The following is a 25370-nucleotide window of genomic DNA, read 5'->3' as shown; positions in this document are numbered from 1 at the left end:
TCGTTCCGGCCGCCCTGCCGCTCGCCCTTGCCACTCTACCCGGCCATCGCCTGCCCTGCGCGCTTGCCCTGGGCCAGGGCATACACCTCCGGCGAGCGCCTGCGCGACGCCGCCGGCTTGCGGATCGCCACCCGGTCGTAGCGGCCGCGCAGCTGCCGCAGGTACTCGTCGAACCCGACGCCCTGGAACAGCTTGATCAGGAACGTCCCGCCGGTCCGCAACTGGCGGTCGGCGAAGTCCATCGCCAACTCCGCCAGATGCATCGCGCGCGGCTGGTCGACCGCGTCCACGCCACTCTTATTGGGGGCCATGTCGGACAACACAAGGTCGACCGGCTGCCCCCCGAGCATGGCCTGCAGGGCCGATAGGACGGCAGCGTCCCTGAAGTCTCCATGAAGGAACTCGACCCCGGCCAGCGGCGGCATGGACAAAATGTCGCTGGCGATCACCCGCCCGCGCGGAGCCGCGGGCGGCAGCGGCTGCTCCAGCCGGTCCAGTTCCTGGCGCACCCACTGCGACCAGCCGCCCGGGGCGGCGCCGAGGTCCACCACCACCATCCCGGGCTTGAGCAGGCGGTCGCGCGCGACCAGCTCCTCCAGCTTGTAGGCCGCGCGCGAGCGCATCCCCTCCGCCTGCGCCTTCTTGACGTAGGGATCGGAGAAGTGCTCCTTCAACCAGCGCTGGCTGGACTTGCTGCGGGAGGCCATGGTCCACCCGCGGCGGCGGGTGCTGGCGGCCGGGGCGGCCGGGCGGTCATGATACCCTGCCGCCCCCGCCCCCACCGCCGTGCCTGCATGCCGCCCGTCCTCACTCCTGCCCAGCTCCGCTTCCTGCGCGGCCAGGCCCACGGCCTGAAGGCCATGCTCCAGGTCGGCGGCAAGGGCGTCAGCCCGGCGCTGGTGGCCGAGGTCGCGCAGGCGCTGGAGCACCACGAGCTGATCAAGGTGAAGGTGGCCGCGGCCGACCGCGAGGAGCGCGATGCGCTGATCGCCGCCCTCGCCGCGCAGGCGGATGCCGCCCTGGTGCAGCGGATCGGGCACACCGCGGTGCTCTACCGGCCCTCGGCCGAGAGGCGCCAGATCGTGCTGCCGCGCGCGTGACGCCATGCCGCTGGTGCTGGAACAGCCCGACTACGCCTGGTTCCTGCGCGGGGCCAGCGCGACCGAAGTGCGGGTCAACGACCGCGTGCTGACCCGCAGCTGCCTGCTGGCGCCGGATCGGCTGGTCGAGGACTGGCCGGCCCGCGACCCCGGCGCGCTCACCGAGGCCGACCTTCAGGCCCTGCTGGCGCTGCGCCCGGACGTGCTGCTGCTGGGCACCGGCGCACGCCAGGTGTTCCCGCCGGCCGCGTGGCGCGCGGCCTGCCTCTCGCGCGGGATCGGGCTGGAAGTGATGGACAACGCCGCTGCGGCGCGCACCTACACCGTGCTGGCGGCGGAAGGCCGGCGCGTGGTCGCCGGCTTCCTGCTGCCCGGCTGAGGCGGCGGCGCGCGGGCCGCCGCCCCGGCTGCCGGTCAGAACTTGACCGACAGCGCCGCAGTCAGCGAGCGCCCCGGCCCCGGCACCTGCGTGCCCCAGCGCGGCTGGTTCGGCGCCGGCGGGTTGATCGACATGGTCGTGCCCTGGCCGAGGTAGGCCCCGCCGGTCGGCAGCGCATAGAAGCGGTCGAACAGGTTCTCCACCCCCAGTTCCAGCCGCCACGCCGCCCACTGCCGCGCGAAGCGCAGGTTGACCAGGCCGTAGCCGGCGGTCACCAGCTCGTTGCGGACCCTGGACACATCGTCCTTGCGCGCCACGCCGACCACCTCCAGCACATTGTCCCAGCCGCCGATGCGCTGGGTCAGGCGCAGGCGCGCGTTGGCCGGCATGCGGTTGTACAGGCCATCGCCGGTGTCGGTGTTCTCCGCGTGCTGCCAGGCCAGGCTGCCCTCCAGCCCGAACCGGCCCCACCCGGACTCGCCCAGCGGCAGGCGGCCGTCCACGTCCAGCCCGTACAGGCGCGCGGTCTGGTTGACGTAGCGCAGGGTGGTGAACGCCCCCACCACCGGCGTGCTGCGCGGGGCGTTGCTGGTCGCATCCCACTGGATCGCGTCGATGTAGTCAGCGATCCGGGTCACGTACGGGGTGGCGCGCAGCTGCCAGCCGGCCGCGGCGTCGTGCAGGTCGAAGGTGACCGAGGCGGTCAGCGCCGTCTCCGGGCGCAGCGCGAGGTTGCCGATGTAGCCGTTCCCGTCGCCGACGAAGTTGTTCATGATCGCCGCCATCGACCAGGTCGACCACGGGTAGACCTCGTACAGCCCCGGCGAGCGCACCTTGCGCGCCAGCCCGTAGGCGATCTGCAGGCGCGGGCCGACCTGCTGGCGCAGGATCGCGCTGGCATCCCAGTTGCCGTCGCGGCGGCGGCGGTCGGCGGCGTTGAACAGCGCGGCGTCGCGCTGCTGCCAGGAGCCCATCGCATTGGTGGTGGGGTCGTAGCCGCGCACCGGGTCGGCATCCATCCGCACCTGCTCGTAGCGCACCCCGGCCTCGGCGGTCCAGCCCGGCGCCAGCGCATGCTCCCACTCGGCATACACGGCGCGGCGGTCGCGGATACCGCCATAGATGTTCCAGAACGTCCCCGGCCACATCATCGCCCCGGACGGGGGCCACCAGTCGTCGAGCCGGTAGTGCCGCCACTCCGCGCCCAGGCGCAGACGGTCCTGGCCGGCCATGGCGATCTCGGCATCCAGGTTGAAGGCGGTGGTCTCGCTCTTGGTCAGCATCGGCATCCCGGCTGCGCACATCATCGAGATCGGCGCGCAGGGCACGGCCGCGCCGCCGGGCGGGTTGTTGCCGCCGGAGGCCATGCCGTACCAGAAGCGCTTGTCCGGGCCGAAGTCCATCGCGTGGTCGAGGCGCTCGCGGTAGGCGCGCGCCTGCAGCCGGCCCCAGCCGAACTGGCCGAGGTAGCGCAGGTTGGCGCTGCGCTGGCGGTTGTCGGTCAGGTCCATGCGCTGGTTGGGGTAGTCCTGGCGCGGGATCTGCTGCCAGCCCAGGCGCGCCTCCAGCAGGTGGTCGCCGAGCGTGTAGGCCAGATCCAGATTCTGGTTGTGGGCCACGAAGCCGGTCGAGCCGACCTCGTCGCGCGCAAGCAGGTGCCCGCTGCGGCCGGTGAAGTCGTAGTCCTTGAAGTCCCGGCCGGCACTGTAGTTGCCGGCGCGCGCGGTGCTGCCGCTGTAGCGCAGGCTGAAGCGCTCGGTGGCCAGGTGCAGGCCGAGGTTGCCGCCCTGCGCCCCGCCGTTGGTGCGCAGGTAGGCCCCGGCCTCGCCGTCCAGTTGCAGGCCGGCGCCCGGCGCGGCGAAGGTCGGCGGGGTGCGTTCGACCACGATGCTGCCGCCGATCGAATCGCCGCCCTGCGAGACCGGGGTGACGCCCGGATACACGGTGATCTTCGCCACGTCGCTGGGGGCGACGTACGACAGCGGCGGGTTCATATGGTTCGGGCAGGAGGCGGTGATGTCGGCGCCATCGACGCGGATGCGCAGGCGCTCGTCGGCCAGCCCGCGCAGAGACGGCAGGCCGGACACGCCGCCGGCCGGGTTCAACCAGTAGCCGGGCAGCGCGTCCAGCAGGCGCGCGCTGTCGCTCTGGGCCGCCGCCTGGGCTTGCAGCGCCGCGCCCTCGAGCGCGCGCGCCGGAGCGATCGAGGACCGGGTGCCTTCGACCAGCACGCGCGGCAGTTCGGTGGCCTGCGCGTCGGGATCGTCGGGCTTTGCAGCACTGGCATGGAAAGGCACGGCGGCGCCGGCGAGCGCCAGCAGCAGCGCGGTCGCCAGCGGCGCCCGCGGGAACGGGAAACGGGACATGCGGGAATCTCCAAGGTATTCGGGGATGCGCTGCGCGCAGCGCGTGCACCGCCGCGCGGTGCAGCCGCGGAGCGGTCGTCGGTCGGGGACCGGCGGGCGCAGCGCGCCCGCCGTCAGGGATCAGGCGGGATCAGGCCGCCGCCGGCGGTCCGCGCGGCGCCCAGCCGAGCAGATGGCGCGCCCGCAGGCGCAGGGTCGCCGGGCGCACGAACGGGGTCGGCGCAGGCGCGGCCGGCGGCACCACGCCCAGCGGCGGCGGCGGCGTCGCGGCATGTGCCAGCAGCGGGCAGTAGTCGCAGTCATCGCCGCCGTGGCCGTGCCCCGACGGATCCTGCGGAGGCTCCGCGCTGCCGGCCAGCCAGCGCGCCAGCCCATGCGAGGAGGCGAGGCCGTCGGCGGTGCACAATTGGTCCAACTGCGCCAGCAGCGGATCTTCGTGCGCGGCCTGCCACAGCCGCCCCAGGCTCGGCACCAGCGCCAGCAGCAGCGCCGCCAGCAGGGCCAGCGGCAGCAGCGGATGGCGGGGACGGCGCAGAGCGTGCATCGGCGCGATTATCGCCCGAAGCCGGCGGCGGCCGGCAAGCACCGACGGCAGGACGCGGCCCGCGGCGCCTCCCTCGGCCCCGCAACGCGCGCCCTCAGCGTCGCGGCAGGTACTGCTGCGGATCGACCGGCTTGCCGTTGTAGCGGATCTCGAAGTGCAGCATGTCGCGGCTGGCGCCGCTGCGCCCCATCTCCGCGATCGGCTGGCCGGCCTTGACCAGCGCGCCCTCGTTGACCAGGCGCGCGCGGTTGTGGCCGTAGGCCGACAGCCACTGGTCGTTGTGCTTGACGATCACCAGCTCGCCGTAGCCGACCAGCCCGGAGCCGGAATACACCACCACCCCGTCGGCCGCCGCGCGCACCGGCTGGCCGGCCTTGCCGGCGATGTCGATGCCCTGGCGGGTGGGGTCGCCGGCGAGGAAGGTCGCGATCACCTGGCCTTCGGTCGGCCAGGCCCAGGCGATCGGGCTGGCGGGCGGCGCGGGCGCAGCTGCGGCAGGCGGCGTGGCGACGGGCGCCCGCCCCGGCGCAGGCGTACCGGCCGCGGGCGACGGCGGTCGCGCCGGGGCGCCGGAGGCGACGCGCGGCTCGCGCGAATCCCGCGGATACAGGCGCAGGCGCTGGCCGGGGTAGATCGTGTACGGCGGCGGGATGTCGTTCCACAGCGCCAGGTCGAGCGGGGTGATGCCGTGCTCGGTGGCGATCCGGTACACGGTCTGCCCGCGCTGCACCACCACCGTCGCCCCGGGCTTGGGCTGCGAGACCCGCGGCGCCGGGCGCGCCTCGGCGGACGGCGCGCGCACCACGTGGCTGCGCCCGCAGGCCGCCAGCGCCAGCAGCGCCACGGCCAGCACCAGCCACCGCCCCACGGCCGCCGCCCGCCGCCTCATGCCGCGTGCCCGTGCCAATAGAGCCAGCCGCCGACCGCTGCCAGCAGCACCAGCGCGGCCCAGCCGAGGTGTTCGATCCAGCGGTGCAGCGCGCGCTCGGCGCGCTCGCCGCCGAGCCGGATCGCCAGCGCCACCAGGTATACCCGCTTGCCGCGGCCGATCAGCATGCTGGCCAGGAACGGCAGCATCGGCACCCCGACCACGCCGCTGGCCCAGGTGAAGATCTTCAGCGGGATCGGGGTGAAGCCGGCCAGCACCAGCAGCCAGAACGCCTGCCACGGCGACTGCGCGGTGATCCGCCGCAGTTCGACCACCTGCGCGTCGATCTTCTCCAGCCAGCCGATGCTGTCCAGCAGCGGGCGCACCCATTCGTAGGCGTAGTGGCCGAGTAGGTAGCCGACCACCGCGCCCAGCAGCGAGAACGCCAGGCTGATGCTGGCGAACCACATCCCGCGCCGCGGCTGTGCCAGGCACATCGGCGCCAGCATCACCTCCGGCATCACCGGGAACACGATCGCCTCGGCGAAGCTCAGCCCGCCCAGCAGGCGCGGCGCGTGCGGGTGGCGCGACCAGCGCAGGGCGCGCTCGTACAGCGGCCGGAACAGCCTCATCGGTCCACCAGGCCGGCCAGCAGCGGCACGAAGATCACCGGCCCGAGGTCGGACTGCACGCAGCTGCCGTCGGCCTGCCGCTGCACGCGCAGCAGCGACTGCCCGGCGCTCGGCCCGACCGGCGCCACCAGCATCCCGCCGGGGGCGAGCTGCTCCAGCAGCGCCTCCACCAGCGCCGGCGCCGCGGCGGTCACCAGGATGGCGTCGAACGGGGCTTCCTCCGGCCAGCCGATGCGGCCGTCGTCGTGGCGGCTGCGCACCTGCAGGCCGAGCGCGCGCAGGCGCTTGCGCGCGGTGCGCAGCAGCGCGCCGATGCGCTCGACGGTATAGACCTCGAGCCCCAGCGCGGCCAGCACCGCGGCCTGGTAGCCGGAGCCGGTGCCGACCTCCAGCACCCGGGTCGGTGCCGCGGCCAGCAGCGCCTCGGTCATCTTCGCCACCACGTACGGCTGCGAGATGGTCTGCCCATGGCCGATCGGCAGCGCGTTGTTCTCGTAGGCGCGGCTGGCCAGGGCCTCGTCCACGAAGCGGTGGCGGGGGACGGTGCGGATCGCGTTGAGCACGCGCTCGTCGGCGATCCCGGCCGCGCGCAGGTCCTCGATCAGGCGGTCGCGCGCACGCTGGCCGGTCATGCCCAGCCCCACGTCCGCCGGCTGCAGGCGCAGGCGCGCGATCATGCGCGCGCCCCGAGCGCGGCGGCCAGCCCGCCCACCCAGCCGGCGACCTGCTCCAGCGCCTGATAGCGGGTGAGATCGACGTGGATCGGGGTGATCGCGATGTGGCCGCTGCGCACCGCGTGGAAGTCGGTGCCGGGGCCGGCGTCCTGCTCGTCGCCGGCGGCCCCGATCCACCACCACTGGCGCCCGCGCGGGTCCTGCTGCGGAATGCACGGTTCGGCGCGGTGGCGATGGCCGAGGCGGCTGGTCTCGAAGCCGCGGATGCGCTCCCACGGCAAGTCCGGCACGTTGACGTTGAGGATGGTGCTGGCCGGCAGCGGATCGCGGCGCAGGCGCTCGACGATCTCCACCGCCGCGCGCGCGGCGGTGGCGTAATGGCGGCCGCGGTGGTCCTCGGTCACCAGCGACACCGCGACCGCGGGCAGGCCGAGGAAGCGCCCTTCCATCGCCGCCGCCACCGTCCCCGAATAGATCACATCGTCGCCGAGGTTGGCGGTGTTGTTGATGCCCGACACCACGATGTCCGGCTCCAGGCCCATGGCCTCCAGCATCCCGGTGATCGCCACGTGCACGCAGTCGGTGGGCGTGCCATAGACCTTCCAGGTGGTCTCGTCCATCCGCACCACCCGGATCGGCGCGTCCAGCGTGAGCGAGTTGCTGGCGCCGCTGCGGTCGCGGTCGGGCGCCACCACCAGCACCTCGTGCCCGGCCGCGCGCAGCCCGTCCGCGAGCGCGCGGATGCCCGGCGCGTCGACGCCGTCGTCGTTGCTCACCAGTACCCGCATGCCACCGACCCGGCGTCCCTCTGCATGCGGCCATGATAACGGAAGCCCGCTGCGCTACCCTGCCGGCGTGCGCCGCCGCCCCGCTCCTGCCGCCGTTCCGCCCGCGGATGCCGACGATGCCGCGCTGTTCCGCGCCGCGATCGGCGCCGATGCCGGCCAGGTGCGCCCGCTGCCGTCCGCGCCGCCGCCGCCCGCGCCGCCGAAGCCGAAGCCCGCGGCCCGCATGGCCCGCCGCGACGAGGAGGCCGCGCGGCAGGAGTTCCGCCAGCTGCCGGGGTCGGCGCTGGAAGCCGGCGACCCGCTGGCCTACCGGCGCGAGGACGTGCCACCCCGGGTGCTGAAGACGCTGGCGCGCGGCGGCTATGCGGCGCAGGAGGAACTGGACCTGCACGGCCTGCCCGCGCGCACCGCGGAGGACCTGCTGCGCGCCTTCCTGCGCGACTGCCGCGCGCACGGCGTGGCCTGCGTGCGGATCGTGCACGGCAAGGGCCGCAATTCGGAGGAGCGCCTGCCGGTGCTGAAGAACCTGGTGGATCGCCTGCTGCGCCAGCGCGGCGACGTGCTCGCCTTCCATTCCCCGCCGGCCGCGCAGGGCGGCACCGGCGCAGTGCTGGTGCTGCTGGAGAAGCGCTGAAGGCCCACGGCTCGCCCGGCGCGCGGCACCGGCGCGGCCGATCCGCTTCTGCGCAATGACGGTGACGACGCGGCGTGCCGGCGACTAGGCCGATACCGAGGGCGCCGCCGCGTCCACGATATCGCCCAGCTCGCGCAGCACGGTCGTCGCATAGCCGCCGGGCGGCAGCGCGAAGCGCAGCTCCAGGACATCCTCCGCCCGCCAGTCCCAGGCCAGGTCCTGCGGGCGCAGGCGCAGGGCGCGACGCTCCTGCGCCAGGCCCGCGCCCTCCAGCCCGCGCCGCAGGCGGGCGGCGGTATCGCCCTCCAGCGCGGCCAGCTCCAGCGCGCGTGCGGCGCCGGTGCTGCGCAGTTCGCCCGCGCCCCACAGCGGGCCGCTGGGATGGATGTCGAACGCCTCCAGCCGCGCCTGCAGCGCGGGCGTGAACGGCTCCGGCCCGAACACGCTGCGGCGGCCGTCCAGCAGCCACACCTCGCCCTCCAGCGGGCGGTCCCAGCAGTCCTGCGCGACCCGCGCCGCCAGCACCCGGTTGAACAGTTCCGAGCGCGCCGCCGACAGCAGCAGCGCGCGCTCTTCGCGCCAGACCCGGCGCCCGGCGAACATCGCCAGCGCCTGCGCCACGTTGCCGCCGCCGCGCCCGAAGCGCTGCTCGCCGACGTAGTTGGGCAGCCCGCGCGCCGCCAGCGCCCGCAGCCGCGCCGCGATCGCCGCACGCTCGCCCGCGACCTGCCGCAGCACCAGCACGAAGCGGTTGCCGGCCAGCGCGCCGCGCGGCAGCTTGCGCGCATGCCAGGCATGCGCCAGCACGCGCAGGTCGTCGGCCTCGAGCGCGGCCAGGTCGGGCGCCTGCTTCTTCGGCAGCCACACGCTGAAGCGCTGGCGGGTGACGGCGTGGCGGTCCTTCATCCCGGCATAGCCCACCGCGGACTCCGCCACGCCCGCCCACTGCGCGATCCGGCGCGCGGCGAACGCGGTGTTCATGCCGCGCTTCTCGACTGTCAGCAGCAGGTGCTCGCCCGCCCCGCTGGGCGCGAACCCGGGCAGCTCCTCCACGAAGAAGTCCGCGGGCGTGCTGCGCATGCGCGCGGCCAGCACCGGCGCGCCGTGCGCGCGCGGCAGCGGATCGCGCGCGGCCTCCGCCGCCAGGCCAGCCTCGCTCACGCGCGCACCAGCAGGCACACCGCCTGCGCGGCGATGCCCTCGCCGCGGCCGGTGAAGCCGAGCCGTTCGCTGGTCGTGGCCTTGACGCTCACCGCATCCAGTTCGATGCCGAGGTCGGCGGCGATCGCCTCGCGCATCGCCTGCGCATGCGGGCCGACCTTGGGCGCCTCGCACACCACGATGATGTCGCAGTTGCCCACCCGCCAGCCGCGCGCGCGCAGCAGCGCATCGCAGTGGCGCACGAACGCGCGGCTGTCGGCGTCCTTCCAGCGCGCGTCCGACGGCGGAAAATGGCGGCCGATGTCGCCCAGCGCCAGCGCGCCGAGCATCGCATCGCACAACGCATGCAGCGCGACATCGCCATCGGAATGCGCGAGCACGCCGCGATCGTGCGGGATGCGCACGCCGCCCAGCATCACGTGGTCGCCCGCGCCGAAGGCATGCACGTCGAAGCCCTGGCCGATGCGGAAATCCGTCATGGCGATTCTCTCCAAGTCGCGCGCAGTGTAGCGGCCGCGCCCACCATACGCGGGCGAACAGTATGAAGTGCCATCCCGGCGTGATATGAACCTCGACAAGGGGGATCCGCCGCCGGAGTAGACGCCATGCGGCTTCGCCTTCCTGTACTCGCTGTTCTACCTGCCGATCCGTCCATCGCGCAGGCGCTGCCGCGCCTGCTGCCGGCGCTCCTGCTCCTGCTGTTGTCCGCCTGCGGCGGCGGGGGCGGCGGATCCGGCAGCGGCAGCCAGCCCACGCCACCGCCGCCGACACCCACCCGCCACGCCCTCAACGTCAGCCTCTCCGGCAGCGGCAAGGTCACTTCCAGCCCCGCCGGGATCGACTGCGGCAGCACCTGCAGCGCCACTTTCGATGCCGGCACCCAGGTCACCCTCACCGCCAGCCCGGCCAGCGGCCAGACCTTCACCGGCTGGAGCGGCGACTGCAGCGGCAGCGCCACCGCCTGCACCGTCGCCATGACCCAGGCGCGCAGCGTCGGCGCCGCGTTCGCGCCGGCCCGCTACGCCCTCAACGTCAGCCTCTCCGGCAGCGGCAAGGTCACCTCCAGCCCCGCCGGCATCGACTGCGGCAGCGCCTGCTCGGCGAGCTTCGATGCCGGCACCAGTGTCACCCTCACCGCCACCCCGGCCAGCGGCCAGGTGTTCACCGGCTGGAGCGGCGACTGCAGCGGCAGCGCCCCAAGCTGCGCCGTGAATATGGCCCAGGCGCGCAGCGTCGGCGCCAGCTTCGCCGCCGCGCCGGGCGGCAGCGACTACGTGGTGTTCGGCGTGCGGGTGCCGTGGAAGGTCTGGCAGCCGGGTAACGTGACCACGCCGGCCTCGACCACGGGCAAGACCTATTACGTCGCGGTGGATGGCAACGACGGCAACAACGGCACCTCGCCGAGCACGCCGTTTGCCACTTTCGCCAAGGCCGTCTCGGTGGTGCAGGCCGGCGACACCGTGCTGATCAAGGCCGGCACCTACCACCAGGTGCTCAACGTGCTCAACATCGCCGGCGGCCAGCCGGGCAAACCCATCACCTTCGGCGCCTACGGCGACGGCCCGGTGGTCATCGATGCCTCGCCGGTGATTCCGGCCGGCAGCTGGACGCAGGTGGGCGGCAGCGTCTGGCGCGCGCCGCTGAGCAAGACCCTGGACGGCAACGCGATGGCTCCGACCTGCGTCACCGACCCGGTCAGCGGCAACGTGACCAACTCCGGCAACTGCCAGCCCATGGCCATCGTGGTCAACGATCGCGCGCTGCGCCCGGCGCCGAACAACAGCGCCAGTGCGGTGACCCCGGGCAGCGGGCTATGGGCCTACGTCGCCGGAGTGCTCACGGTGGACTTCGGCAGCAGCAGCCCGGCCGCGGCCGATCTGGTCATCGCTTCGCAGTCCAACCCCAGCCCGATCTACTGGTACGCGCAGTCCAATCTGGTGTTCAACGGCCTGACCGCGCGCGGTTCGGGCGCCGGCGGCATCTGGGGCTACGGCAGCAACATCACCGTGAGCAACTGCGTGTCGCACTACAACATCAAGGGCGGCATCAATTTCTTCGGCGCCAGTGGCATCCCCAACACCGGCAACCAGGCGCTGTACAACCTGGTGCGGATGAACGCGCTGCACAACTGGCCGCGCGGCAACAACGGCTTCGCCGCGGCCGGCGGCGGCTGGAGCGGCGGGCTGGTGTTCACCAGCGCCTACCAGGGGCTGGCGCGCGGCAACGTCGTGATCGGCAACGGGGGCGAGGGCATCATCAGCTACGGCAGCGCCCCGGGGCTGCAGGCCGGCAGCGTGGTGTTCGAGCAGAACCTGTCGATGGACAACTGGTCGGCCGCGATGTACTTCGACAACCAGCCCGGCGGCAGCGCGCGCCAGAACATCCTGTACTTCTCCGGCTACGACCCTGCCACCTGGTTCCAGCCCTATTCGGGCAGCTACCCCTGGAACACCCTCTACAAGTTCAACACCGGACTGGCGATCGGCGACGAATGCGGCTCCTCCGGGGCCAACCCCTGCTCGGCCAACCTGGCCAACACGCAACTGGTCAACAACCTGATCGTGGGCTTCCGAATCGGCATCCAGGAGTACTGGGAAGGCAATGCGATGACGCAGAACCCGACCGCCCAGCAGCACGGCCTGAAGAACGTCCTGATCGCCAACAACACCATCATCCTGCCCCGGACCACGCCACCAGGGACCTACGTCATCGGCCTTTATCTCTGGAACAACGCGACGCCTGGCGGCGGCAACCCCAATACCAACAGCTTCGTGCAGAACAACCTGATCGTGGGCTGGGACAACACCGAACCGGTGATCTGGTATCAGGGCAGCGGCGCCGATCCCGGTGTGACGGTCAACAACAACGCCTACTGGAACCCGGGCTTCGCCAACGCCTTCAACCTGGGCTTCAACACCGTCAGCAAGCTGACCTTCGCGCAATGGCAACAGGCCACCGGCAACGATGCCGCCGGGCTGTTCGCCGACCCGGGCCTGGCCAACCTCGGCGCGCTGGTCAACCCGAACTATCCCAACGGCCCGCTGCCGGCGCCATTCGACTACCGCAATGCCATCCCAGCCACCGGGTCGGCCGTGCTCGGCCGCGGCATGAACCTCTCCGGATTCAATGCGATCCCGGGAATGGCGTTCTCGACCAACCTTGCCGGCCAGCCGCGCGGGGCAAGCTGGTCGATCGGAGCGCTGTAATGCCCGCGCGCTGCCTGCAACCGGAGCCATTCGGATGCCCACAGTAGAATGCGCGATAAGCCGCCGATTGCGCACATCGCTGGTCGGCGCCCTGCTCCTGCTGCTGTCCGCCTGCGGCGGCGGGGGCGGCGGATCCGGTGGCAGCACGCCGCCTGCCCCTCCGCCGCCGACGCCGACCCGCCACGCCCTCAACGTCACCTTGAGCGGCAGCGGCAAGGTCACCTCCAGCCCCGCCGGGATCGACTGCGGCAGCACCTGCTCGGCCAGCTTCGACAACGGCACCGCGGTCACCCTCACCGCCAGCCCGGCCAGCGGCCAGACCTTCACCGGCTGGAGCGGCGACTGCAGCGGCAGCGCCAGCCCCTGCACCGTCGCCATGACCCAGGCGCGCAGCGTCGGCGCCGCGTTCGCGCCGGTCCGCTACACCCTCAGCGTGAGCCTCTCCGGCAGCGGCAAGGTCACCTCCAGCCCCGCCGGGATCGACTGCGGCAGCACCTGCTCGGCTAGCTTCGACAACGGCACCGCGGTCACCCTCACCGCCACCCCGGCCAGCGGCCAGACCTTCACCGGCTGGAGCGGCGACTGCAGCGGCAGCGCCACCGCCTGCACCGTCGCCATGGGCCAGGCGCGCAGCGTCGGCGCCAGCTTCGCGGGCAGCGCCCCCTTCGTGGTCGAGCGCGTGTTCGCCCCGAGCAGTTTCTGGTATGCGCCCATCCCGGCCAATGCCACGCTCGACCCGAAATCCTCGGTCTATGCACAGAAACTGGTGCAACAGATCAAGGCCTACTACAACAACGTCAATCTCAACACGTACCAGTACGCCGCGCCGATCTACGTGGTACAGACGGCGGGTTCACCCGTGAACCCGGGCAATCCCGCAGGCACGACCCCGGTGATGCTCACCGGGACGCGCATCAACGTGACCGCCTGGGACTGCCAGAACCGCGGTTGGGTGGACGCAGGCCTCGTGGATCAGTTCAAGGACGTACCGGTGCCCACCGGTGCGAGGGCCGCGGACGGGACGGACCAGGAAATGGCGATCTACGACCTCAGCACCCAGACCTACTGGGAGTTCTGGATCATGCGCGCGGAAGGCGGCGGCTGGAAAGCGTGCTGGGGCGGGCGCCTGCAGAACGTCGCCCAGAGCGATGGCCGCTTTCCTTTCCCGTATGGCGCCACGGCCACGGGCCTGCCGTTCATCGGTGGCGAGATCACCGCCGAGGAACTCGCGCGCGGCGAAATCCGGCACGTCATGGGCATCTCGCTGGTGGATGTGGCCAGTTGGGACGATTTCTCCTGGCCGGCCACGCGCTCGGACGGTTGGAACCCGAACAACGAGCCCGACCGGATCCGCGAGGGCACGCGCTTCCGTCTCGATCCGAGCATCAACGTGGAAGCACTGCCGATGTCGCGTGCGGGCAAGATCATCGCGCGTGCCGCGCAGATCTATGGCTTCGTGGTCTGGGACAAGGCCGGCTCGGTCAGCCTGCGCGTCAAGAATCCCTACACCTACATCGTCGCCGGCCAGCCGGATCCGTATCCGGCGCTGTTCGAGCAGAAAGCGTCATGGCAGGTCCTCGATGGATTCCCCTGGGACCGCACCCAGTTCATGCCCAAGGACTATGGCAAGCCATGACCGGTCGCAGGCGTCAGGGCCGCCGGGAAAGGCAGTACGTGACGTAGTCAAGATCGGCGCGGGTCGTGACCTTGATGTTGTCCTCGCTGCCTTCCACCAGCCGCGGGTGCAGGCCCAGGCGTTCGACCGCCATCGCCTCGTCGGTCGGCAGCACGCCATCCGCGCGCGCCGCCAGCAGCGCGCGCAGGAGCAGGTCGCGGCGGAACGCCTGCGGGGTCAGCGCGCGCCACAGGCGCTCGCGCGGCTCGGTGGCGGCGATCCGGCCGTCGCCGTCCGCGCGCTTGAGGGTGTCGCGCACTGGGGCGGCGAGGATGGCCCCGTCCGCGCAGGCCTCGGCGGCGGCGATCAGCCTGTCGAGGTCGTCCGCGCGCAGGTTGGGGCGCGCGGCATCGTGCACCAGTAGCAAGGCATCCGCGGCGACCCCGGGCGGCAGCGCCGCGAGCGCGGCCAGCACCGAGTCGGCACGCTCGCTGCCGCCGGTGCAGGCGATCACCGGCTTGCCCTGGCGCGTGGTCCAGCCCGGCCAGTACCGATCGTCCGCGGCTAGCGCGACCACCGCGCCCTCTACCCGCGGATGCGCCAGCAGCGCATCCAGCGCGTGCGCGAGCACCGGCTTGCCGGCGACCTCGAGGTACTGCTTGGGCCGCGCGCCGCCGAAGCGCAGGCCGCGCCCGGCGGCCGGCAGCAGGGCCCAGTTCACGGCGGGGATCCGTCTGGGCTGGCCGGATTCGGCGCCGGCGCGTCGCCGTTGGCAGGCGGCGGCGTGGGTGCGATGACCCGGTAGAACACCTCGCCTGGCTTGACCATGCCCAGCTCGGCGCGCGCGCGCTCCTCGACCGCAGCCTCGCCGGACTTGAGGTCTTCCACCTCGGCGGCGAGCGCGGCGTTGCGCTGCTGCAGGCGCCGGTTCTCCTCGGCCTGGCGCGCGACCTGTGCGCGCAGCGCGGCCAGCTCGCGCTGGCCACCGCTGCCGAACCAGAACTGGTACTGCAGCCAGGCCAGCAGCAGCAGCAGGGCCAGCAGCAGCCAGCGCACGCCCGCGCCCACCTGCAGGATCAGCGCCGCAGCGCGGCGCGGCCGGCGTAGGGCGCGTGCGCGCCGAGCTCCTGCTCGATCCGCAGCAGGCGGTTGTACTTGGCCACGCGGTCGCTGCGGCACAGCGAGCCGGTCTTGATCTGGCTGGCGGTGGTGCCGACCGCCAGGTCGGCGATGGTGGTGTCCTCGGTCTCGCCGGAGCGGTGCGAGATCACCGCCGCGTAGCCGGCGGCCTCGGCCATGGCCAGGGTCTCCAGGGTCTCGCTGAGGGTGCCGATCTGGTTCACCTTGACCAGGATCGCGTTGGCGATGCCGTCCTCGATGCCCTGGTGGAAGATGCGCGGGTTGGTGACGAAGTTGTCGTCGCCGACCAGTTGCACCTGCGTGCCCAGGCGCTCGGTCAGCAGCTTCCAGCCGGCCGCGTCCTGCTCGGCCATGCCGTCCTCGAGGCTGACGATCGGGTACTGGCGCACCCAGTCGGCGAGGAACTCGGTCATCTGCTCGGCCGTCAGGCGCTTGCCCTCGCCGGTCAGGTGGTACTTGCCGTTCTCGTAGAACTCGCTGGCGGCCGCGTCGATGCCGAGCGCGATGTCCTCGCCGGCCTTGTAGCCGGCCTTGCCGATCGCCTCGAGGATGGTCTCCAGCGCCTCGCCGTTGCTGCGCAGGTCGGGCGCGAAGCCGCCCTCGTCGCCGACCGCGGTGGACAGCCCGCGGCCCTTCAGCACCGCCTTGAGCGCGTGGAACACCTCGGCGCCGGCGCGCAGCGCCTCGGAGAAGCGGTCGAAGCCGACCGGCAGGATCATGAACTCCTGCAGGTCGATGTTGTTGTCGGCATGCGCGCCGCCGTTGACGATGTTCATCATCGGCAGCGGCAGCCGCGGCTGCCAGCCGGCCGGATGCTCGCTGATCGCGGCCAGGTACTGCCACAGCGGCTGCCGGCGCGAGGCGGCCATCGCGTGCGCGGCCGCCAGCGACACCGCCAGCAGCGCGTTGGCCCCCAGCCGGCCCTTGTTGTCGGTGCCGTCCAGGTCGATCAGGCGGCGGTCCAGCGCCTGCTGGTCGGCGGCGTCGAAGTCCTTGAGCATGGCCGCGATCGGGCCATTGACGTTGGCCACGGCCTTGCGCACGCCCTTGCCGCCGTAGCGGGTCTTGTCGCCGTCGCGCAGCTCGACCGCCTCGCGGCTGCCGGTGGAGGCGCCGGACGGGACCGCCGCGCGGCCGATGCTACCGTCGGCCAGGGTCACCTCCGCTTCGAGCGTGGGGTTGCCGCGGCTGTCGAGGATCTCGCGGGCGTGGACGTGGGTGATCGTGCTCATCGGGTCTGGGCTGGGTGGTGGATCAGAAGGAAGTCTCGAGGAAGCCGCGGCGCTTGGTCACCGCATCCAGCTCGAGCAGGGTCTCCAGCAGCGGCTGCATCTTGTCCAGCGGCACCGCGTTGGGGCCGTCGGACAGCGCCTTGCTGGGGTCGGGATGGGTCTCCATGAACAGCCCGGACACGCCGGCGGCCACCGCCGCGCGCGCCAGCACCGGCACGAATTCGCGCTGGCCACCGGAGCGGCTGCCCTGCCCACCCGGCAGCTGCACCGAGTGGGTGGCGTCGAACACCACCGGGCAGCCCGTCTCGCGCATCACCGCGAGGCTGCGCATGTCGCTGACCAGGTTGTTGTAGCCGAAGCTCACGCCGCGCTCGCACACCAGGATCTGGGCGTTGCCGGTGGCCTTGGCCTTCTCCACCACCGGCTTCATGTCCCACGGCGCGAGGAACTGGCCCTTCTTGATGTTGACCGGGCGCCCGGCGCTGCACACGCGGCGGATGAAGTCGGTCTGGCGGACCAGGAAGGCCGGGGTCTGCAGCACGTCGACCACGCTGGCGACTTCCTCGACCGGGGTGTACTCGTGCACGTCGGTGAGCACCGGCACCCCGAGCTGGCGCTTGACCTCGGCCAGCACGCGCAGCCCCTCCTCCATCCCGGGCCCGCGGAAGCTGGCGCCGGAGGTGCGGTTGGCCTTGTCGAAGCTGGACTTGAAGATGAAGGGGATGCCGAGCGCCGCGGTGATCTCCTTGAGGCGGCCGGCGGTGTCCAGCTGCAGCTGCTCGGATTCGACCACGCAGGGGCCGGCGATCAGGAACAGCGGCCGGTCCAGGCCGACCTCGAAGCCGCACAGGTTCATGGATGCCTCCGGGACGGGGCGCGCACGCGGGCGCTCATGCGCGCGCCTCGCGCAGCAGCGCGCCGCCGGCGCGGCGCTCGCGCGCGGCGCGGATGAAGCCGACGAACAGCGGATGCCCGTGGCGCGGGGTGGACAGGAACTCCGGGTGCGCCTGGCAGGCGAGGAACCACGGATGCACCGCCTGCGGCAGCTCGATCATCTCGACCAGGGTGTCGTCCATCGACTTGGCCGAGATCACCAGCCCGGCGTCCTCCAGCCGGGTGCGGTAGCGGTTGTTGAATTCGTAGCGGTGGCGGTGGCGCTCGGCGACCACGTCGCGGCCGTACAGCGCATGCGCCAGGGTCCCCGGCTTCACCCGCTGCTCCTGCAGCCCGAGGCGCATGGTGCCGCCGAGGTCGGAACCCTCGCTGCGGCGCTCGACCTCGCCGCTGGCGGTGCGCCACTCGGTGATCAGGGCGATCACCGGGTGCGGCGTGCCGCGGTCGTTCTCGGTGCTGTTGGCGCCGGCCAGCCCGGCCTCGTGGCGGGCGATGTCCACCACCGCCGCCTGCATCCCATAGCAGATGCCGAAGTACGGCAGCCCGGTCGCGCGCGCGTACTGCGAGGTCAGCACCTTGCCCTCGAAACCGCGGTCGCCGAAGCCGCCTGGCACCAGCACCCCGTCCACGTCGGCCAGCAGCGCGGCCGCGCCCTGGCGCTCCACGTCCTCGGCCTCCAGCCACTTCAGGTCCACCCGCGTGCGCTGGCGCAGGCCGCCGTGCCTGAGCGCCTCGGCCACCGACTTGTAGGCGTCCTTGTGGTCCACGTACTTGCCGACCACCGCGATCGTGACCGCGTCCACCGGGTGCTCGGCGGCGTCCACCACCGCGTCCCATTCGGCCAGGTCGGCGGGCCGCGCCTTGTCCTGCAGGCGCAGCTGCTCCACCACCAGCTGGTCCAGGCCCTGGCCGTGCAGCCAGCGCGGGATCTTGTGGATGTTGTCGAGGTCGATCGCGGAAATGACCGCCTTCTCCGGCACGTTGGTGAACAGCGCGATCTTGCGCCGCTCGCCCTCCGGCAGCGGCAGCTCGCTGCGGCACATCAGCACGTCCGGCTGGATGCCGATGCCGCGCAGCTCCTTGACCGAGTGCTGGGTGGGCTTGGTCTTGAGCTCGCCGGCGGCGGCGATGTAGGGCACCAGGGTCAGGTGCAGGAACATCGCGCGGTCCGGGCCACGCTCGATGCGCAGCTGGCGGATGGCCTCCAGGAACGGCAGCGACTCGATGTCGCCGACGGTGCCGCCGATCTCCACCAGGGCGACGTCGAAGCCGGCGGTCGCCGCCTCGATGCAGCGCTTGATCTCGTCGGTCACGTGCGGGATCACCTGCACCGTGCCGCCGAGGTAGTCGCCGCGGCGTTCCTTGCGGATCACCGCCTCGTAGATCTTGCCGGTGGTGATCGAGTTGAGGCCGGACAGGCGGGTGTTGACGAAGCGCTCGTAGTGGCCGAGGTCGAGGTCGGTCTCGGCGCCGTCGTCGGTGACGTACACCTCGCCGTGCTGGAACGGGCTCATGGTGCCCGGATCGACGTTGAGGTAGGGGTCGAGCTTCATCATCGTGACCCGCAGGCCGCGGGCCTCGAGGATGGCCGCCAGCGAGGCGGCGGCGATGCCCTTGCCGAGCGAGGACACCACGCCGCCGGTCACGAAGATCAGGGGAGTCATGGGGGCAACCGCGTGAAAGCCGTATTCTACCGACTGCCCCGGCAGGGTGTGAATGTGGTGGCCGGAAGGCTGGCCTCCGGCCACCGGCAACGACCCGGAGATCGCCTCGGAGGGCGAGGCTCAGTCGCCGCGGGGCGGCTGCGGCTTGGGCGCAGCAGTCTCGCGTGGCGGAGCCTCGCGCCCGGCCTTGCGGTTGACCCCGGGTTCGTTGATGCCGATCTGGGCACTCTGCCCAGAAGCCTTGCTGCCCTTCAGGCGTGCGACACCGCCATCGCCCACCACATAGCCACGGTTGGAGCCTCCGGCCTTCGGTGTCACCTCCTGCGGCTTGCTGGCAGCCTCTTGCGTTGCCGGGCCGGCGGCGAGGGCCACCGCAGTAAAGCCTATCCCGGCCATCGCCAGGAAAACGATCACGCTCGTCTTGCGTGCCATCGGAGCACCTCCTCGTGGAACACTCGGTCTTTGCGAAATAAGCGAACCGCAGCCAATCGCTGCTGAATAACCACCTGCCCCGGCCCCGCATTCAACCAGCCGCGCTTGCCTGTTCCGGGACGAGCCGCCATGCTGCCGCCCTCCAACGCACCGCCTCGGGCGGCCTGCGCCTTCCAGTCTCGCGGATCCCCGCCCTGCATGAGTTCCCGCTACAACGCCGCCGACATCGAAGTCCTCTCCGGCCTGGACCCGGTCAAGCGCCGGCCCGGCATGTACACCGACACCAGCCGCCCCAACCACCTGGCGCAGGAGGTGATCGACAACGCGGTGGACGAAGCGCTGGCCGGGCACGCCAGGCGCATCGAGGTGACCCTGCACGCCGACGGCAGCTGCGAGGTCGCCGACGACGGCCGCGGCATGCCGGTGGACCTCCACCCGGAGGAGAAGATCCCCGGGGTCGAGCTGATCCTCACCCGCCTACACGCGGGCGGCAAGTTCAGCAACAAGAACTACACCTTCAGCGGCGGCCTGCACGGCGTCGGCGTGAGCGTGGTCAACGCGCTGTCGAAGAAGGTCGATGTGTTCATCAAGCGCGACGGCAGCGAGTACCACATGGCCTTCGCCGACGGCGAGCGCGCCTCGCCGCTGCAGGTGGTGGGCTCGGTGGGCAGGAAGAACACCGGCACCCGCGTGCGCTTCTGGCCGGACCCGAAGTACTTCGACACGCCGAAGTTCAACCTGCGCGCGCTCAAGCACCTGCTGCGCGCCAAGGCCGTGCTGTGCCCGGGGCTGGCCGTCGCGCTGTTCGACGAGGCCAGCGGCGAGCGCGTGCAGTGGCAGTACGAGGACGGCCTGCGCGACTACCTGCGCGGCGAACTCGAGGGCCGCGAGCTGCTGCCGCCGGCGCTGTTCGTCGGGTCGCTGAAGAAGGACACCGAGGTCGCGGACTGGGCGGTGGCCTGGGTGCCCGAGGGCGAGCTGGTGCAGGAGAGCTACGTCAACCTGATCCCCACCGCCCAGCACGGCACCCACGTCAACGGCCTGCGCACCGGCCTGACCGAGGCCCTGCGCGAGTTCTGCGACTTCCGCAACCTGCTGCCGCGCGGCGTCAAGCTGGCGCCCGAGGACGTGTGGGACCGCGCCAGCTTCGTGCTGTCGCTGAAGATGACCGACCCGCAGTTCTCCGGCCAGACCAAGGAGCGCCTGTCCTCGCGGCAGGCCGCCGGGTTCGTGGAGGGCGCCGCGCACGACGCGTTCTCGCTGTGGCTGAACCAGCACGTCGAGCTCGGCGAGAAGATCGCCCAGCTCGCGATCGAGCGCGCCGCGGCGCGGCTCAAGACCGAAAAGCAGGTCGTCCGCAAGAAGGTCACCCAGGGCCCGGCCCTGCCCGGCAAGCTGGCCGACTGCATCAGCCAGGACCTGTCGCGCACCGAGCTGTTCCTGGTCGAGGGCGACTCCGCCGGCGGCAGCGCCAAGCAAGCGCGCGACAAGGACTTCCAGGCCATCCTGCCGCTGCGCGGCAAGATCCTGAACACCTGGGAGGTCGCCTCGGGCCAGGTGCTGGCCTCGCAGGAAGTGCACGACCTGGCGGTGGCGATCGGCTGCGATCCCGGCAAGGACGACGTGTCCGGGCTGCGCTACGGCAAGATCATCATCCTCGCCGACGCCGACTCCGACGGCCTGCACATCGCCACCCTGCTCAGCGCGCTGTTCCTCAGGCACTTCCCCGCGCTGGTGCGCGCCGGCCACGTGTTCGTGGCGATGCCGCCGCTGTTCCGGGTGGACGTGGGCAAGCAGGTGTTCTACGCGCTGGACGAGGAGGAAAAGCGCCTGCTGCTGGAGAAGATCCAACGCGAGAAGCTCAAGGGCCAGGTCAACGTCACCCGCTTCAAGGGCCTGGGCGAGATGAACCCGCAGCAGCTGCGTGAATCCACCATGCACGTGGACACCCGCCGCCTGGTCCAGCTGACCGTGGATGACGACGCCGCCACCGCCGGCCTGATGGACATGCTGCTGGCCAAGAAGCGCGCCGCCGACCGCAAGAGCTGGCTGGAGCAGAAGGGCGACCTGGCGACGCTGGAGGTCTGACCCCCGCCTCGCGCCTGGCCGGCGCGCGGCGCGCCTAGCCGAACCGCGCCGGGTCGAACGGGGACGGATCCAGCGCCGGGGTGCGCCCGGCCATCCGGTCGGCCAGCAGTTGCGCGCCGCCGGCGCTCATCCCCACCCCCATCATCCCGTGCCCGGTGGACAGCCACAGGCGCGGCTGGCCCGGCGCGCGCCCGATCAGCGGGATGTCGTCGCGGCTCATCGGCCGCCAGCCGAACCAGCGCTCGCGCACGCGCGGCCCGACCGGTTCGCGCAGGAACCGCCGCGCGCCGCGCTCGAGCGCGCCCAGGCGGCGCTCGTTGAGGCTGCTGTCGTAGCCGGAGAACTCCATCGTGCTGCCGAGGCGGAACCCGCTCGGCCACGCGGTCACGCACACCGACACGTCGCGCAGGGTGAGCGGGCGGCGCGGCACCAGCGCCGGCGGATCGTAGGTGATCGAATAGCCCTTGCCCGGCTGGATCGCGCGCCGCAGCCAGCGCTGGCCGACCGCGCGCGCCAGCAGGGGCGACCACGCCCCGGCCGCCAGCACCGCCTCGCGTGCGCGCACCGGGCCGGCGGCGGTCTCGGCCTGCACGCCGTCCGTGCCGGCCTCGAGCGCGTGCAGCGCGCAGTGCTCGACTACCTGCCCGCCGCGTTCGCGCACGCAGCGCGCCAGCTCCGCCACGTAGCGGTCCGGGCGCAGCGCGGCGTCCCCGGCGAAGCGGATCGCACCGGCCAGGCCGGGCCTGAGCGCCGGCTCCTGCGCGGCATAGGCCGTCCCGTCGAACACCTCGGCGCGGATGCCCAGCTCGCGCAGCAGCGGCAGCTCGCGCTGGTCGTGCTCGAACGCGCGCGGGTCGGCGAACACGTAGTCCTCGCCGCTCTCGACGAATTCGCACTGCAATCCGTAGCGCGCGATCCAGTCCGCGATCCGCGCCCGCGAATCCAGCAGCAGGGCGGCCTTGGCGCGTGCGCTGGCCAGCCAGTCGCGGCGGTTGCAGCGGCGGGCGAAGCCGGCGAGCCAGCGCCACAGCGCCGGGTCGAAGCGGGCCGGCACGTACAGCGGCGCATCCGGGGTGAACATCCAGCGCAGCGCGCGCAGCACCGTCCCCGGCGCCGCCAGCGGCGGGGCATGGCTGGGGGTCAGGGTGCCGCAGTTGCCGTGCGAGGCGCCGCCGCCGATGCGCCCGGCGTCGATCACGGTCACGCCGCGGCCGTCGGCCAGCAGGGCGAGCGCCGCGGCCAGCCCGGAGACGCCGGCCCCGATCACCAGCACGTCGGTCTGCGCCGGCATCCCGCCCGGCGCGGCGGATGCCGCCTGCCCCTGCACGCTCGCCTCCCTCGCCGCACCGCGCGGCAGAGCCCCATCCTAGCCGGGAACCGCCGCCGCGGTCGCGGGCTGCGGCTCAGTGGGCGTGGCCGCCCTCGCCGTGGACGTGGCCGTGCGCCAGTTCCTCGGCGCTGGCCTCGCGCACCTCCACGATCTCGATGTCGAAGTCGAGGTCCTTGCCGGCCATCGGGTGGTTGAGGTCGACATCGACCACGCTCAGGCCGACCTTCTCGATGGTGACCGCGCGCGGCCCGAAGTGGGTCTGCAGCACGACCTGCATGCCCGGCTCGAGCTTCTGCGCGCCGAAGTGCTTCTTCGGGATGCGCTGGGTCAGGCCCTCGCGGCGCTCGCCATAGGCCTCCGCCGCCGGCACCTGGGCCTTGAAGCTGTCGCCCGCCTCGTGCCCTTCCATCGCCTTCTCCAGGCCCGGGATGATCTGGCCGTGCCCGAACAGGATCGCCAGCGGCTCGCCGCCGTCGCGGGAACTCTCCAGCGGGGCCTGGCCGGCCTCGGCGACGGCATAGTGGAAACGGACGATGCGGTCTTTCTCGATCTTCATGGGCGTGGACTCGCTGCTGGCGGCGCTTGCCGGGATTGCGGGATGCGGCAAGACTGTGCCGCCATGGACCCTGCCGCCCACCTGCGGCGACCGGGCGCGCATTATCGGCGCATCGCCTGGTGCCTGCCATGCCTGCTGGCGCTGGCCGCCTGCGCCGGCCCCGAGCGCGTGCGCACGCCGGCCGCGCCGGCCGCGCGCGCCTGGCCGGTGCTGCCGCCGGCCGACCCGGCGCGCGCCAACGCGGTGCTGATGCGGGCGCTGAGCCTGGTCGGCACCCCCTACCGCTGGGGCGGCAATACCCCGGAGGGCGGCTTCGACTGCAGCGGGCTGGTCAACTACGTCTACCGCGACATGCTGGACATGCGCCTGCCGCGCACCACCCGCGAACTGGCGGCGCTGGCCGGCCCCACGATCGCCCCGGCGCAGCTAGCCGGCGGCGACCTGGTGTTCTTTTCCGAGGGTGGCAACGTCACCCACGTCGGCATCTACGTCGGCGAGGGCCGCTTCGTGCATGCCCCGAGCAGCGGCGGTACCGTGCGCCTGGACCATCTGGACGCACCGTGGTGGCAGCGGCGCTACAGCGGCGCCCGGCGCCTGCTGTTCTGAATGGGCCGGGGCGGCCGCCATCACGAAAATGAACGCGGCCATGGGACAAAAATGTGACCGCGCCCCGCATTCATGTTTTCCCGCGTAACGTTTTTTGAACCCTTCGGCCGGCCAAGGCCGGCATAGTCGCCGCTGGTTCGATTTCGTGATGACCGCGTGACGACAGTGACCCTGCCCCACGGCCATACCCGGCGCAACCGCTCCCGACTCGTCCTGACCCTGCTGCTGGCGGCCTGTGCCGCCCCGGCCTTCGCCGCCAGCCCGGCCAATCCGGTCGCCGCAACCGCGGCGCCGGCCGCGGCCCCGGCCATCCCGGCGGCCCCGGCCACCGATGCCGGCACGCCCAGCGGCGTTGCCGCGCCCGTCACCGCCGCGGCGGCGAGCCCCCTGCTGCCGGCCCCCGCCGCGCTGGCGACCCCGGACACCGCCCCGCTGGCGCAGCAGCTGCAGGCCCTGCAGGCCGCCAGCAGCGCCCAGGCCGGCACCTCCAGCACCATCAAGACCGTGCTGCAGCGCGCGCTGGCCCTGCTCGGCACCCCCTATCGCTGGGGCGGCAGCAACCCCGACCGCGGCTTCGACTGCAGCGGCCTGGTCGGCTATGTGTTCAGCAGCATCGGCATCGACCTGCCGCGGGTCTCGCGGGCGATGGCCAACGAGGGCATCGCGGTGACCGACCCGGCCGCGCTGGCCGAGGGCGACCTGGTGTTCTTCGGCCGCCGCGGCCGGATCGACCACGTCGGCATCTACCTGGGCAACGGCAATTTCCTGCACGCGCCGCGCACCGGGCGCGACGTGACAGTGTCCAGCCTGACCACCGGCTACTGGGCGGACAAGTTCATGCAGGCGCGCCGGGTGCTGGCCGGCAATTGACGCCGCGCGCGCTGCGACAGGCGCTCCTGCATCCCCACGACGCCGCCTGCGGGCGGCGTCGGCGCGTCCGGGCCCTCAATCCGGGGCGTGGCTGGCCTCGCGGTAGCGCGCTACCGTCTCCTCGATGCCCTTGCTCAGGGCCATCACCTGCAGCGCGTAGTCGGCCAGGCGGCGGTCCTCGTCGGTGGTCGGGGTCCAGCTCGGCACCGGCACCGGATGGCCCTCCACCCCGTCGAGGGCGACGAACACGATCACGCAGTGGGTGCACAGGCGGTCGCCGTCGATCTGCATCGGGTCGCGCGCATGCACGTCGACCGCGAAGTGCATGGAGGTGGTGCCGGTATGCACCAGGGTGGCCTTGACCGTCACCAGGTCGCTGATCCGGATCGGGGCGACGAAGCGGATCCCGCCGACCGCCACCGTCACGCTGTAGCGCCCGCTCCAGCCGACCGCGGCGGCGTAGCCGGCCTGGTCGATCCACTTCATCACCTGGCCGCCGTGCACCTTGCCGCCGTAGTTGACGTCGGTCGGCTCGGCCAGGAACCGCATCGTCAGTTGCCGCTGCTGTCCGCTCATGCCGCCATCCTACGC

At 72.4% G+C, this 25370-nt stretch carries 26 protein-coding genes; 8 read left to right on the top strand and 18 right to left on the bottom strand.

Annotated elements, in window-relative coordinates; genetic code table 11:
- Positions 1-35: 35 nt before the first annotated feature.
- Positions 36-707, bottom strand: a complete 672-nt coding sequence (gene rlmE / locus ML340_RS09710) for a 23S rRNA (uridine(2552)-2'-O)-methyltransferase RlmE (RefSeq protein ID WP_240099103.1) — start codon at positions 705-707, stop codon at positions 36-38.
- An 87-nt stretch (positions 708-794) separates the two neighbouring features.
- On the opposite strand from rlmE, the gene yhbY reads away from it, so the two are divergent.
- Entirely contained in the window at positions 795-1100 is a 306-nt protein-coding gene (yhbY, locus tag ML340_RS09705) for a ribosome assembly RNA-binding protein YhbY (protein WP_240099101.1), read from the top strand.
- Positions 1101-1104: 4 nt separating this feature from the next.
- The gene (locus tag ML340_RS09700; protein WP_240099099.1) at positions 1105-1479 is read left to right on the top strand and encodes an Mth938-like domain-containing protein; all 375 of its coding nucleotides are present in this window, start codon (positions 1105-1107) and stop codon (positions 1477-1479) included.
- Positions 1480-1514: 35 nt separating this feature from the next.
- Here the strand turns inward: ML340_RS09700 and ML340_RS09695 are convergent, their stop codons facing one another.
- The 6 genes from ML340_RS09695 to surE form a co-directional block, all read right to left on the bottom strand.
- Positions 1515-3845 carry a TonB-dependent receptor gene (locus ML340_RS09695; RefSeq protein WP_240099097.1) on the bottom strand — a complete coding sequence of 777 codons (2331 nt, stop codon included), beginning with the start codon at positions 3843-3845 and terminating at the stop codon, positions 1515-1517.
- Between the two features lie 130 nt (positions 3846-3975).
- The gene (locus ML340_RS09690; protein ID WP_240099095.1) at positions 3976-4389 is read right to left on the bottom strand and encodes a DUF2946 family protein; all 414 of its coding nucleotides are present in this window, start codon (positions 4387-4389) and stop codon (positions 3976-3978) included.
- A gap of 94 nt (positions 4390-4483) precedes the next feature.
- Positions 4484-5278 carry a peptidoglycan DD-metalloendopeptidase family protein gene (locus ML340_RS09685; protein WP_240099093.1) on the bottom strand — a complete coding sequence of 265 codons (795 nt, stop codon included), beginning with the start codon at positions 5276-5278 and terminating at the stop codon, positions 4484-4486.
- Positions 5275-5889 (bottom strand): YqaA family protein, encoded by a 615-nt coding sequence (locus ML340_RS09680; RefSeq protein ID WP_240099091.1) that lies wholly within the window; start codon positions 5887-5889, stop codon positions 5275-5277. The genes ML340_RS09685 and ML340_RS09680 overlap by 4 nt, the downstream gene beginning before the upstream one ends.
- The gene (locus tag ML340_RS09675) at positions 5886-6566 is read right to left on the bottom strand and encodes a protein-L-isoaspartate(D-aspartate) O-methyltransferase (protein ID WP_240099089.1); all 681 of its coding nucleotides are present in this window, start codon (positions 6564-6566) and stop codon (positions 5886-5888) included. Before ML340_RS09675 ends, ML340_RS09680 begins: the two co-directional genes overlap by 4 nt.
- Positions 6563-7351, bottom strand: a complete 789-nt coding sequence (gene surE / locus ML340_RS09670) for a 5'/3'-nucleotidase SurE (protein WP_240099087.1) — start codon at positions 7349-7351, stop codon at positions 6563-6565. Before surE ends, ML340_RS09675 begins: the two co-directional genes overlap by 4 nt.
- A gap of 67 nt (positions 7352-7418) precedes the next feature.
- Here surE and ML340_RS09665 point away from each other — a divergent pair, with 67 nt between their 5' ends.
- On the top strand, positions 7419-7985 hold the full coding sequence (locus ML340_RS09665; RefSeq protein WP_240099085.1) for a Smr/MutS family protein: 567 nt from the start codon (positions 7419-7421) through the stop codon (positions 7983-7985).
- An 84-nt stretch (positions 7986-8069) separates the two neighbouring features.
- On the opposite strand, the gene truD is transcribed toward ML340_RS09665, so the two are convergent.
- Both truD and ispF read right to left on the bottom strand, forming a co-directional pair.
- Complete coding sequence (gene truD / locus ML340_RS09660; protein ID WP_338064432.1) at positions 8070-9146, bottom strand: tRNA pseudouridine(13) synthase TruD; 1077 nt, start codon at positions 9144-9146, stop codon at positions 8070-8072.
- Entirely contained in the window at positions 9143-9625 is a 483-nt protein-coding gene (gene ispF / locus ML340_RS09655; RefSeq protein WP_240099083.1) for a 2-C-methyl-D-erythritol 2,4-cyclodiphosphate synthase, read from the bottom strand. The genes truD and ispF overlap by 4 nt, the downstream gene beginning before the upstream one ends.
- Positions 9626-9751: 126 nt before the next feature.
- Here ispF and ML340_RS09650 point away from each other — a divergent pair, with 126 nt between their 5' ends.
- Both ML340_RS09650 and ML340_RS09645 read left to right on the top strand, forming a co-directional pair.
- Complete coding sequence (locus tag ML340_RS09650; protein WP_240099081.1) at positions 9752-12352, top strand: InlB B-repeat-containing protein; 2601 nt, start codon at positions 9752-9754, stop codon at positions 12350-12352.
- Positions 12353-12419: 67 nt separating this feature from the next.
- The gene (locus ML340_RS09645; RefSeq protein WP_240099079.1) at positions 12420-13988 is read left to right on the top strand and encodes an InlB B-repeat-containing protein; all 1569 of its coding nucleotides are present in this window, start codon (positions 12420-12422) and stop codon (positions 13986-13988) included.
- A gap of 13 nt (positions 13989-14001) precedes the next feature.
- Here the strand turns inward: ML340_RS09645 and ispD are convergent, their stop codons facing one another.
- The 6 genes from ispD to ML340_RS09615 all read right to left on the bottom strand — a co-directional run bounded on the left by ispD (position 14002) and on the right by ML340_RS09615 (position 19329).
- Entirely contained in the window at positions 14002-14697 is a 696-nt protein-coding gene (gene ispD, locus ML340_RS09640; protein WP_240099156.1) for a 2-C-methyl-D-erythritol 4-phosphate cytidylyltransferase, read from the bottom strand.
- Positions 14685-15023: a cell division protein FtsB gene (gene ftsB, locus ML340_RS09635; RefSeq protein WP_240099069.1), complete on the bottom strand. Its 339-nt coding sequence runs from the start codon at positions 15021-15023 to the stop codon at positions 14685-14687. The genes ispD and ftsB overlap by 13 nt, the downstream gene beginning before the upstream one ends.
- 20 nt (positions 15024-15043) lie before the next feature.
- Positions 15044-16339, bottom strand: coding sequence for a phosphopyruvate hydratase (eno, locus tag ML340_RS09630; RefSeq protein WP_240099067.1), 1296 nt, complete (start codon positions 16337-16339; stop codon positions 15044-15046).
- 22 nt (positions 16340-16361) lie between these two features.
- The gene (gene kdsA / locus ML340_RS09625; protein WP_240099065.1) at positions 16362-17195 is read right to left on the bottom strand and encodes a 3-deoxy-8-phosphooctulonate synthase; all 834 of its coding nucleotides are present in this window, start codon (positions 17193-17195) and stop codon (positions 16362-16364) included.
- Positions 17196-17229: 34 nt separating this feature from the next.
- Positions 17230-18897: a CTP synthase gene (pyrG, locus tag ML340_RS09620; RefSeq protein WP_240099063.1), complete on the bottom strand. Its 1668-nt coding sequence runs from the start codon at positions 18895-18897 to the stop codon at positions 17230-17232.
- A 120-nt stretch (positions 18898-19017) separates the two neighbouring features.
- Complete coding sequence (locus tag ML340_RS09615) at positions 19018-19329, bottom strand: hypothetical protein (RefSeq protein ID WP_240099061.1); 312 nt, start codon at positions 19327-19329, stop codon at positions 19018-19020.
- A 198-nt stretch (positions 19330-19527) separates the two neighbouring features.
- On the opposite strand from ML340_RS09615, the gene parE reads away from it, so the two are divergent.
- Positions 19528-21417 carry a DNA topoisomerase IV subunit B gene (gene parE, locus ML340_RS09610; RefSeq protein ID WP_240099059.1) on the top strand — a complete coding sequence of 630 codons (1890 nt, stop codon included), beginning with the start codon at positions 19528-19530 and terminating at the stop codon, positions 21415-21417.
- Between the two features lie 34 nt (positions 21418-21451).
- On the opposite strand, the gene ML340_RS09605 is transcribed toward parE, so the two are convergent.
- Both ML340_RS09605 and ML340_RS09600 read right to left on the bottom strand, forming a co-directional pair.
- Positions 21452-22708, bottom strand: a complete 1257-nt coding sequence (locus ML340_RS09605) for an NAD(P)/FAD-dependent oxidoreductase (RefSeq protein ID WP_240099154.1) — start codon at positions 22706-22708, stop codon at positions 21452-21454.
- A gap of 112 nt (positions 22709-22820) precedes the next feature.
- Positions 22821-23303 carry an FKBP-type peptidyl-prolyl cis-trans isomerase gene (locus tag ML340_RS09600; RefSeq protein ID WP_240099057.1) on the bottom strand — a complete coding sequence of 161 codons (483 nt, stop codon included), beginning with the start codon at positions 23301-23303 and terminating at the stop codon, positions 22821-22823.
- A 63-nt stretch (positions 23304-23366) separates the two neighbouring features.
- On the opposite strand from ML340_RS09600, the gene ML340_RS09595 reads away from it, so the two are divergent.
- Both ML340_RS09595 and ML340_RS11975 read left to right on the top strand, forming a co-directional pair.
- Positions 23367-23909: a C40 family peptidase gene (locus ML340_RS09595; RefSeq protein WP_338064431.1), complete on the top strand. Its 543-nt coding sequence runs from the start codon at positions 23367-23369 to the stop codon at positions 23907-23909.
- A 156-nt stretch (positions 23910-24065) separates the two neighbouring features.
- Complete coding sequence (locus ML340_RS11975) at positions 24066-24779, top strand: C40 family peptidase (RefSeq protein WP_338064430.1); 714 nt, start codon at positions 24066-24068, stop codon at positions 24777-24779.
- Between the two features lie 75 nt (positions 24780-24854).
- Here ML340_RS11975 and ML340_RS09585 read toward each other — a convergent pair whose 3' ends face one another.
- Complete coding sequence (locus ML340_RS09585; RefSeq protein WP_240099055.1) at positions 24855-25355, bottom strand: acyl-CoA thioesterase; 501 nt, start codon at positions 25353-25355, stop codon at positions 24855-24857.
- Positions 25356-25370 lie beyond the last annotated feature (15 nt).

This window comes from Thermomonas flagellata (genome assembly GCF_022419185.1).
Lineage (GTDB): Bacteria > Pseudomonadota > Gammaproteobacteria > Xanthomonadales > Xanthomonadaceae > Thermomonas > Thermomonas flagellata.
The sequence above is the reverse complement of the archived record's forward strand: the minus strand, read 5'-3'. Positions and strand labels throughout refer to the sequence as shown.

Bases quoted from the DNA above. Each gene is read 5' to 3' on its own strand.
- rlmE (WP_240099103.1), bottom strand. From the start codon at position 707: ATGGCCTCCCGCAGCAAGTCCAGCCAGCGCTGGTTGAAGGAGCACTTC.
- yhbY (WP_240099101.1), top strand. From the start codon at position 795: ATGCCGCCCGTCCTCACTCCTGCCCAGCTCCGCTTCCTGCGCGGCCAG.
- ML340_RS09700 (WP_240099099.1), top strand. From the start codon at position 1,105: ATGCCGCTGGTGCTGGAACAGCCCGACTACGCCTGGTTCCTGCGCGGG.
- ML340_RS09695 (WP_240099097.1), bottom strand. From the start codon at position 3,845: ATGTCCCGTTTCCCGTTCCCGCGGGCGCCGCTGGCGACCGCGCTGCTG.
- ML340_RS09690 (WP_240099095.1), bottom strand. From the start codon at position 4,389: ATGCACGCTCTGCGCCGTCCCCGCCATCCGCTGCTGCCGCTGGCCCTG.
- ML340_RS09685 (WP_240099093.1), bottom strand. From the start codon at position 5,278: ATGAGGCGGCGGGCGGCGGCCGTGGGGCGGTGGCTGGTGCTGGCCGTG.
- ML340_RS09680 (WP_240099091.1), bottom strand. From the start codon at position 5,889: ATGAGGCTGTTCCGGCCGCTGTACGAGCGCGCCCTGCGCTGGTCGCGC.
- ML340_RS09675 (WP_240099089.1), bottom strand. From the start codon at position 6,566: ATGATCGCGCGCCTGCGCCTGCAGCCGGCGGACGTGGGGCTGGGCATG.
- surE (WP_240099087.1), bottom strand. From the start codon at position 7,351: ATGCGGGTACTGGTGAGCAACGACGACGGCGTCGACGCGCCGGGCATC.
- ispF (WP_240099083.1), bottom strand. From the start codon at position 9,625: ATGACGGATTTCCGCATCGGCCAGGGCTTCGACGTGCATGCCTTCGGC.
- ML340_RS09650 (WP_240099081.1), top strand. From the start codon at position 9,752: ATGCGGCTTCGCCTTCCTGTACTCGCTGTTCTACCTGCCGATCCGTCC.
- eno (WP_240099067.1), bottom strand. From the start codon at position 16,339: ATGAGCACGATCACCCACGTCCACGCCCGCGAGATCCTCGACAGCCGC.
- kdsA (WP_240099065.1), bottom strand. From the start codon at position 17,195: ATGAACCTGTGCGGCTTCGAGGTCGGCCTGGACCGGCCGCTGTTCCTG.
- pyrG (WP_240099063.1), bottom strand. From the start codon at position 18,897: ATGACTCCCCTGATCTTCGTGACCGGCGGCGTGGTGTCCTCGCTCGGC.
- ML340_RS09615 (WP_240099061.1), bottom strand. From the start codon at position 19,329: ATGGCACGCAAGACGAGCGTGATCGTTTTCCTGGCGATGGCCGGGATA.
- parE (WP_240099059.1), top strand. From the start codon at position 19,528: ATGAGTTCCCGCTACAACGCCGCCGACATCGAAGTCCTCTCCGGCCTG.
- ML340_RS09605 (WP_240099154.1), bottom strand. From the start codon at position 22,708: ATGCCGGCGCAGACCGACGTGCTGGTGATCGGGGCCGGCGTCTCCGGG.
- ML340_RS09600 (WP_240099057.1), bottom strand. From the start codon at position 23,303: ATGAAGATCGAGAAAGACCGCATCGTCCGTTTCCACTATGCCGTCGCC.
- ML340_RS09595 (WP_338064431.1), top strand. From the start codon at position 23,367: ATGGACCCTGCCGCCCACCTGCGGCGACCGGGCGCGCATTATCGGCGC.
- ML340_RS09585 (WP_240099055.1), bottom strand. From the start codon at position 25,355: ATGAGCGGACAGCAGCGGCAACTGACGATGCGGTTCCTGGCCGAGCCG.